Origin of the sequence: Binatus sp. (SeqCode), from assembly GCF_049584895.1 — a bacterium.
Classification (GTDB): Bacteria; Desulfobacterota; Binatia; order Binatales; family Binataceae; genus Binatus.
Map to the genome: position 1 here is coordinate 34,869 of NZ_JBAUYR010000059.1, position 7,857 is coordinate 42,725.

Sequence of the window (7,857 nt, forward strand, 5' to 3'; positions counted from 1 at the left end):
GCTGATAGGGCCCGGCCGATGACGCCGGGCCCTTGCGCATCTGGATTGCTTTTCGAGCTCTAACTGCTGCATACTTGCTGAAGATATCTAAGTCAGATATTCGAGTTGGATTTCATGGAGTCTATCTCCCTAAAACTACCCGAGGACTTGCTGGAGGCTAGCGAGCGATGCGCACGCGCACTTGGCATTCCGCGCGCTGAATATATCCGCCGCGCTATTGAGCGCATGAATCGCGAGGCCGAGGCTCGCGTACGAGCGGAGCGAATGGCGCGGGCGTCGCGCAAGGTCCGCAAGGAAAGCATGCGGTTGAATGCCGAGTTCACTGCGATAGAGCGCGACCCGGGTGACTAAGCGTGGCGAGGTCTGGCTCGCCAATCTCAACCCGCGCCGCGGCACCGAGCCGGGCAAGACCCGCCCCGTGCTGGTCGTCCAGGCGCAGGCGTTGATCGACGCCGGGCATCCCTCAACTTTGATAATTCCCCTGACCACCAATCTTATCGACGACGCAGAGCCGCTGCGCGTCCGCGTGCTCGCGCAATCCTCGTTGCGACGCGATTCCGACCTGCTGATTGACCAGTTACGCGCGATCGACAATCGCGTCCTCGTTAAGGGTCCACTGGCTCGTCTTGACGAAGCAATCATGGAGGGCGTCGGCGACGCTCTCCGCGAAGTGCTTGATCTTGACTAAACTCAAAGGCGTGTTGATCAGCGCCAGCGGACGACTACGTCATCTGCAGTGATCGCGGCCGTTTCGTTTCGGACGAGGACCGTCGCTCTCTCGCCGAAATCTTTGAGCCGCCACTCGTGAAGCACAATCGGGATGCTCGGGGTGGGCGATGAATGTTTATTCCGCATGTCAGAAACACAATCTTGAATCGCGCGCGAAAATGCGCGCTGAATAAGGTCCCTCACCTTCGATCCTCTCCCTGCGGGAGAGGGGAAGACGAAAGCCTCAGCGGCCGGCGGCGACTCGTTGAGTGGGGGCTTCGCCGTTGAGGGATTTGAGGATCGCCTTGCGGCGGTCTTTCAATTCCTTCGGCATCGTCGGACCGATCTTTTCGAAGAACTCGGCCGCGGATTCGAGCTCCGCCTTCCACTCCGCGGGATTCACGGCGAGCGCTTCTCGCGTCGCGCTCTGAGGAAGATCAAGTCCGTTCAGATCGAGCTCTGTTTCGTCGGGAACGATTCCGACCGGCGTCGCGCGGCCCTTGGCGCGTCCGTGGATTCGATCGAGCATCCACTTCAGCACGCGCATGTTTTCGCCGTAGCCGGGCCAGATGAAATTGCCGTCGGCGCCTTTGCGGAACCAGTTGACCATAAAAATACGCGGCGGATTTTTGATCGCGCCGCGCATCTTGAGCCAATGAGCGAAGTAATCGCCCATGTTGTAGCCGCAGAACGGCAGCATCGCCATCGGATCGCGCCGCAGCACGCCGACCGCTCCTGCAGCGGCCGCGGTCGTTTCCGAGCCCATCGTGGCGCCCATGAAAACGCCATGCGTCCAGTCGATCGACTCGAGTACCAGCGGCACGGTCGAGGCGCGGCGTCCGCCGAAGATGACAGCGGAGATCGGCACGCCGCGGGGATCGTCAGCTTGCGGCGACCAGGCGGAATTGTTGCGCATCGGAGTCGTGAAGCGGCTGTTCGGATGCGCGGCTTTCTCGCCCGACTCTTTTTTCCACCGGCGACCCTGCCAATCGAGCAGTCCGTCGGGCGGCGGCACGTCCATCCCTTCCCACCACACGTCGCCGTCCGGCGTCATCGCGACGTTGGTGAAAATGGTATCGTGCTCGACCATCTTCATCGCGTTGAGATTCGATTTTGCGCTGGTGCCGGGCGCCACGCCGAAGTAGCCGTTCTCGGGATTGACCGCCCACAGCCGGCCGTCGGGGCCGACGCGCATCCACGCGATGTCGTCGCCGACGGTAGTGACTTTCCAGCCCTGGAATTCGGCCGGCGGCGTGAGCATCGCGAGGTTGGTCTTGCCGCATGCGCTCGGAAAAGCGGCGGCGATATAAGTGGTCTCGCCTTCAGGGCTCTGGAGGCCGAGGATCAGCATGTGCTCGGCGAGCCAACCTTCGTCGCGGCCGAGTACGCTCGCGATTCGCAGCGCGAAACATTTCTTGCTCAGGAGAGCGTTGCCACCGTAACCACTGCCGACCGAGATGATCATATTGTCCTGCGGGAAGTGGCAAATCAGGCGGCGGTCGGGATTCAAATCCAGCGTGCAATGGATTCCGCGATTGAAGTCGGCGGAGTCGCCAAGTTGATCGAGCGCGGCCTGGCCCATCCGCGTCATGATTCGCATGTTCAGCACGACGTAGAGGCTGTCGGTCAACTCGACGCCGACTTTCGAGAGCGGAGAGCCGAGCGGGCCCATCACATACGGAACGACGTACATCGTGCGCCCGCGCATCGAGCCGTCGAGCATCCCGTGCAGCTTGGCGTAAGTCTCAGTGGGGTCGGACCAGTTGTTGGTCGGGCCGGCGTCGATTTTATTTGGCGTGCAGACGAAGGTCAGTTGTTCGGTGCGGGCAACGTCGTTCGGATCCGAGCGATGGAGGTAGCAGCCGGGGCGTTTTTTCTGATTGAGCTCGATTAGTATTCCCGCGTCGACGGCTTGCGCAGTGAAACGTTTTTTCTCAGCTTCAGAACCGTCGCACCACACGACAGCGTCGGGCTTGGTGAGCGCGGCGACTTCATTGACCCAATCGCGCAACGCGCGGCTGCTGGTGGGCGAACTTTTTTCGTTGCGGTTGGCGGTCACTTCAATTCGCTCCACATCGGTCCCTGTGAGACGTAACTCCTATTCAATCGCAGGTGCAAAAAGCAATCTCATAATTATGGGCTCGTAATATGTAGATTAGCAGATCAAAATAATCAAGGGCAGAAGTATAAGTGGTGCTTTTGGACGGTCGAGGCAGGTGCCGGCGTAACCCGAGCACCAAACGTCGACGGAGTGCATCTTCGCCGTGAAGATCAGGGTTGCGACCGGCGCATTTCTGGCTCACTGAAAACAACCGAAAACGACAATTTGCACCACCTGTAGTGGTAGCTTGGTGACGTGACTACCAAGGGTAGCTTCGTTCCGTCGGAAATTGCTTTTGCTGAGTGGGGGTCGCGGCAGACTTCGGATATGGATCGAGAATGTGGGGCGTCGAGACTTTGGTGCATCACCTATGGTTAGCACGACGAATCTATCGGGGATAAGGCGTTAGAGTTCACCCCAAAATGCGGGATGCGCGTTTGACCTCTGCGGCCGGCCTTACAGCGAGGACAACGCTTCCTCGCATGCAGGCGCGCTCCATTTGGCGGGCGCGTTCAGCTGTGCAATCAGCGCGTCGTTGATCGCGACCGTGCAAGTGGCGGTCTGAGGGTTTTTCCCATAGATGTCGGCGATGAGATTAAACTTCAGAACGTCCCCGGACTTGATCGATTTCAGGAAGCTGTCCCAGGTCATGAAATTTGCGGTCGGGTTGCAATTGGATCCGATGACGCCTTTGCAATCGATCGGCCAGGGCGCGAAGTAGGTCTCATGCGTTGTGGCGTCGCCACCGTCTATCGGAGTAGGTACCGCTTCCTCGACGTCTCCAAGGCTCAAGGTCGTGCCATCCGGTGAACCGGAATGGATGAAGCTCTGCCACGTTTGTGCGTAAGGGGTGCCGCCGATCTGAACTTGCAGCGACTCACGTCCGATTATGGCGTTGTAGCCGATGTCGCCGGAATTTATGAAAGACATGCGCGCGGCGAAGCGGACGTAATCCTGGCCGTCGATATTGTCGCCATGAATCAGTATCTGCTCAGGTCCGAATAGCTTAACCTGCGCGCCGCGAAAGTATTCGGCGACCTGGTAGGCCACCGCTGTGAAGGCGAGGACGAAGGCAGCCAGAGCGACCAGGTCGGTCTCACGCTTGACTGTCAGAAATGGCGGCAATGAACGGTCGCGATGCTTAGTACGCGGCGCTCTTGCGCGCGGAATTGATCAGCCGCTGGATTTCTTCTTCGGTGAATCCGGCGAGCATGCGCGCCTCTTTCGCGATCGAGACGACTTGCCCGTCGTCGTTCTCGATATCTTCCTGCGCGAGGCGGCCGCCGCGGAAGTTGAAGACCTCATCGACCATGTCCTGGAACGCCTGCGCCTTGGCCAGCCGCTCGGGGTCGCCCTCGGTCAACTTGCGCATCCACTTCGAGCCCATGCGGACGTGGGTGATCTCGTCGGCGAGCACGTAGTCAACGGAACGCTCGATCACTTCGTCACCGTTGCGCTGCGCGATCCGAATAAGCTGATCGAAGACGTCGCACGCCAGGCCCTCGAGCCCGCGATTGATTCCAGCGACGCGCGCCGCTGGATCCATCGCCTGGGTGCATCGCCACAGAATTTCGGTCTCGACGTAATCACCAGGATGCCCGCCCATGTATTCGACGAGGCGCTGGAAAATCTCGCTGTGACGCGCTTCGTCCCAGACCTGGCGCGCCATGTCGAGCTGGAACTCCCACGGCGCGTCGGGGAAATCGAACAGCGTGCGGCCCGCCGCCTCCATCGCCTGCAACTCGCCGGTGTAGATTCCATGCAAGCGCGAGCGCAACGTCTCTTCGTCGAACGGCATCGGGCGGCCGCCTTCGAGACCCTGCTCCTCGCGAATTTCGCGGACCTGGCGGCTGCGGAGCACGACCCAATTGTCGGGACGGGCGAGACGGTCAACAGGAATACATTTTTCCATTGTGTTTTTTCAGTATTTTTGTTTCTTAGCGTTAAGTGGCACAGACTTTAGTCTGTGATTCTTAGTAGGCGGCGCTTTTGCCGAAGCCTTTGACGAGGCGATCGATCTCTTCTTCGGTGAAGCCTGCGAGCAGCCGCGCCTCACGCGCGATCGTCAGGCCCGCGTCGATCTCGATTTCCTTGTCGTTGACGCGCTGCTTCACGTGATCAACGTCCTCGACGCGTTTGCGGCCGGGGCCGAAGTTAAACAGCTCGTCGATCCGGTCCTGGAACTCCTGCGCCCGCTTGAAGCGCTCGGGGTCGCCTTCGGTCAACTTGCGCATCCACTGCGAGCCCATGCGCACGTGAGTGATCTCGTCGGCGAGCACATAATCTACCGAGCGTTCGATAATCGTGTCGCCCATCTTCTGCGCGATACGAATAAGTTGTTCGAAGACGTCGCACGCGAGTCCCTCGAGGCCGCGATTGATTCCCGCGACGCGCGCGGCTGGATCTTCGGCCTGCGTGCATGACCACAGCACTTCGCCCTCGGGGAATTCGCCGTAGTACGAGCCGACGTATTCGAGCAGCTTCATGTAGATCTCGGCGTGGCGCGATTCGTCCCATACCTGGCGCGCCATGTCGAGCTGGAACTCCCATGGCGCGTCGGGAAAATCGTAGAGCGTGCGGCCGGCCGCTTCCATCGCCTGGAATTCGCCGCCGCAGATTCCGTGCATGCGCGACTTCAGGAAATCATCCTCGTAAGGCATCGGGTTACCGGGCGACAATCCCTGCTCGCTGCGCGCATTGCGCGTGCGATTGGCGGGCAGCAGGATGTGGTCCTCGGGACGCGCCAGCTTGTCGACCGGAATCATTCTCTGCATTGGATCTACTCCTATTTCACCTGCTCCAGGCTGACCGCCGACCGGTCAGGTTCAATGCTTCGCGAACGGTCCACTTGCCATCGGTCTCGCCGAGCCGAAACTGAAACATGAACGGTTCTACATTGGCGCCGACGAGTTGCGCTTTCAAAAAATAATGTTTCGCGACGCGAGCGCGTCCGATCAAATCGAACCTATCATACTTATTTGGCGGAATCTCTTTGGCCACGAGCATCATTTCGTCGCGCACATGCGCCGGAGTCATCGCCTCGACGGTTGCACGGTCGCCGCGAATCAGCGCATTCAGCAGATGCTCCGCCGCCGCGAGCATTTCGGCTGGCGGCTGCACGATCGATGCGATCGGCTGCGGGCCCATTACGTTGCCGCGTTCTCCGAGATCAGGCATTGCCGTTCTCCGCGCGCGCTTGCGCAACCGCGGCCGCAAGATCGGGAATGTCGCTCCACGACGAGCGCTTGCCGGTGGTGTCCTCGACGCTGACGATCACCCACTTGCCGTCGGCCTCTTTGCGCCATCGGTAGAGCACGCGACGCATCGCGGTTTCGTTGCCTCCGCTGAATCGAATCTTCGAGACATACTGGAAGCCGACCTTCGCCAGCGCGAGCGTTTCAACTTTGACCGGCTTGGCAATCCGCGCTATCTCAGCCGCCGCCTGGCGATGCGTCTCGAGCGCTTGCGGCAGCACGAATTTTTCTGTCGTCGCACTATCGCCCGCCGCGAGCGCCGCCGCATGCGTCGCGATCGCTTCGCGCAGGTCGTCGATTTTATCTATATGAACCATATTAGCTGCGCCCGACTTTTCTGCGCGGCGCCGGCTCGTCCGCCTCAAAGCCCGTCACTCCGCCCGACGCGCCGAGCAATCCTTCGAGATGCGACTGCCAGTTCGCGGCGCGCAGATGCTTTTCCTTCGAGTCGAGCAGCTCGTTTAACAGCACGCTGCCGCGCTCGACGTGAGCCTTTTCTTCTTCGACCAGCCGCTGAAAGATTCGCTGGGTTGGAGGCTCGTAGACAGGATTAGTCGCAGTGAGATGCGAGCTGTAGTGCGAAATCAGATGAGGCTTCAGCACGCGATAAATCCCGACCAGCCGCTCGATCGTATCCTCCCACTCTTCTTTATCTTCGATCGCGTTCATGAAGGTGACGAAGGCCTCGTTGGGCGGCTTGGAAACCTGCGGCTGCGCGCGAAGTTCGGGCAGGCGCTTGCCGAGCGCGTCAGTATGGAGCGCGTCCTCGTACACCTGTTTGGCCATCTCGAGCTTGACTGCGAGCTCGGGCGTGAGCGCAATCCAGCCGGCCATCATGCGCATCATGCGCTCTTCGGCGTAGCGATAATTCTGGATGTAAATGACGCTCTGGCGGACGCTGTAAACGCCCTCGAGAGTTCGCCGGTCGTAAAGTGCCATTCGCAACTCCTCGATAATGACCGCGCCGCGTCAGCGAGCGGCGGCGGAAGTACTCGATCCATTTGCAGACCCGAAAAAGCGGCCCTCGACGATCGCCGCAATCTCGCGCCAGTAAGTTTCTTTGTCCGTCCCCTTCAGATTGTTCGCGCCCATCGCCCATCCGGCGCACAGCATGTGAATCGCATGAACGGCGCTGCGCGCATCCTCGAAATGAATCACTCCCGTGCGACGGCCGCGCTCGAGAATCTCAGCGACAGCGCCCAGGTAGTCGGCGCCAATCTTTTTCATCGCGGTGCGATACTGCGGGCGTCGTTCGAGGTAGCGGGCCTCATGATGGAGCACGTTGAAGGCCTCGCGATAACGATCGATCACGTCGAGAATCGCGCGCATCACATCGATCAGCTCGCGGCGCGGGTCGCCGACGGTGCGCTCGCGAATCGCAGGCAGCATCTCGACAAACTCGGCGACCATCGACTCGGCAATCAGCGGAATAATCTCGTCCTTGCTGTCGAGATAAAGATAAATGGAGCCTGCGGCGAGGCCAGCCTCGAGCGCCAGCTCCTTCACCGACGCTTCGTGAAACGATTTGCGCGCCAGCACGCGGCACGCCGCCAGAAAAATCTGGCGCCGCCGCGATTTGACGAGTTTCTCGTCCTGCGCGGGCGTGCGTATTGCTTCAGCGGCTCTGGGCATTGGTTACGATCACTAGCAAGGTAATTTCAGATCTCGAAAAGCTACTGAATGAACGTTCATTTGTCAAGGTCCAAGGTAAGCATTGGTGGCACAGGCTTTAGCCTGTGATTCCTTCCTGGATTTGCATGAGACCAGAAAATCACAGGCTAAAGCCTGTGCCAC

10 protein-coding genes are annotated in these 7,857 nt (G+C 59.8%); 2 read left to right on the top strand and 8 right to left on the bottom strand.

The genetic code is table 11. The features are described from left to right. Positions 1-114: 114 nt before the first annotated feature. Both WB650_RS11260 and WB650_RS11265 read left to right on the top strand, forming a co-directional pair. Complete coding sequence (locus tag WB650_RS11260) at positions 115-351, top strand: ribbon-helix-helix protein, CopG family (protein WP_422300916.1); 237 nt, start codon at positions 115-117, stop codon at positions 349-351. Next, a complete protein-coding gene (locus tag WB650_RS11265) occupies positions 344-688 on the top strand; it encodes a type II toxin-antitoxin system PemK/MazF family toxin (protein WP_422300917.1) in 345 nt (114 codons plus the stop codon). The genes WB650_RS11260 and WB650_RS11265 overlap by 8 nt, the downstream gene beginning before the upstream one ends. Positions 689-952: 264 nt before the next feature. On the opposite strand, the gene WB650_RS11270 is transcribed toward WB650_RS11265, so the two are convergent. The 8 genes from WB650_RS11270 to WB650_RS11305 form a co-directional block, all read right to left on the bottom strand. Next, complete coding sequence (locus WB650_RS11270) at positions 953-2,773, bottom strand: phosphoenolpyruvate carboxykinase (GTP) (RefSeq protein WP_422300920.1); 1,821 nt, start codon at positions 2,771-2,773, stop codon at positions 953-955. 492 nt (positions 2,774-3,265) lie between these two features. Next, positions 3,266-3,934 carry a hypothetical protein gene (locus WB650_RS11275; RefSeq protein ID WP_422300918.1) on the bottom strand — a complete coding sequence of 223 codons (669 nt, stop codon included), beginning with the start codon at positions 3,932-3,934 and terminating at the stop codon, positions 3,266-3,268. Positions 3,935-3,950: 16 nt separating this feature from the next. After that, positions 3,951-4,721, bottom strand: a complete 771-nt coding sequence (locus WB650_RS11280; protein ID WP_331582869.1) for a DUF455 family protein — start codon at positions 4,719-4,721, stop codon at positions 3,951-3,953. Between the two features lie 61 nt (positions 4,722-4,782). Next, the gene (locus WB650_RS11285; protein WP_423960467.1) at positions 4,783-5,583 is read right to left on the bottom strand and encodes a DUF455 family protein; all 801 of its coding nucleotides are present in this window, start codon (positions 5,581-5,583) and stop codon (positions 4,783-4,785) included. A 16-nt stretch (positions 5,584-5,599) separates the two neighbouring features. Further along, positions 5,600-5,986: a hypothetical protein gene (locus tag WB650_RS11290; protein WP_422304239.1), complete on the bottom strand. Its 387-nt coding sequence runs from the start codon at positions 5,984-5,986 to the stop codon at positions 5,600-5,602. Further along, positions 5,979-6,380: a hypothetical protein gene (locus WB650_RS11295; RefSeq protein ID WP_422304238.1), complete on the bottom strand. Its 402-nt coding sequence runs from the start codon at positions 6,378-6,380 to the stop codon at positions 5,979-5,981. The genes WB650_RS11290 and WB650_RS11295 overlap by 8 nt, the downstream gene beginning before the upstream one ends. A gap of 1 nt (position 6,381) precedes the next feature. Then, on the bottom strand, positions 6,382-7,002 hold the full coding sequence (locus WB650_RS11300; RefSeq protein WP_422304237.1) for a hypothetical protein: 621 nt from the start codon (positions 7,000-7,002) through the stop codon (positions 6,382-6,384). Positions 7,003-7,032: 30 nt separating this feature from the next. Beyond that, on the bottom strand, positions 7,033-7,695 hold the full coding sequence (locus WB650_RS11305) for a TetR/AcrR family transcriptional regulator (RefSeq protein ID WP_423960470.1): 663 nt from the start codon (positions 7,693-7,695) through the stop codon (positions 7,033-7,035). Positions 7,696-7,857: the final 162 nt, after the last annotated feature.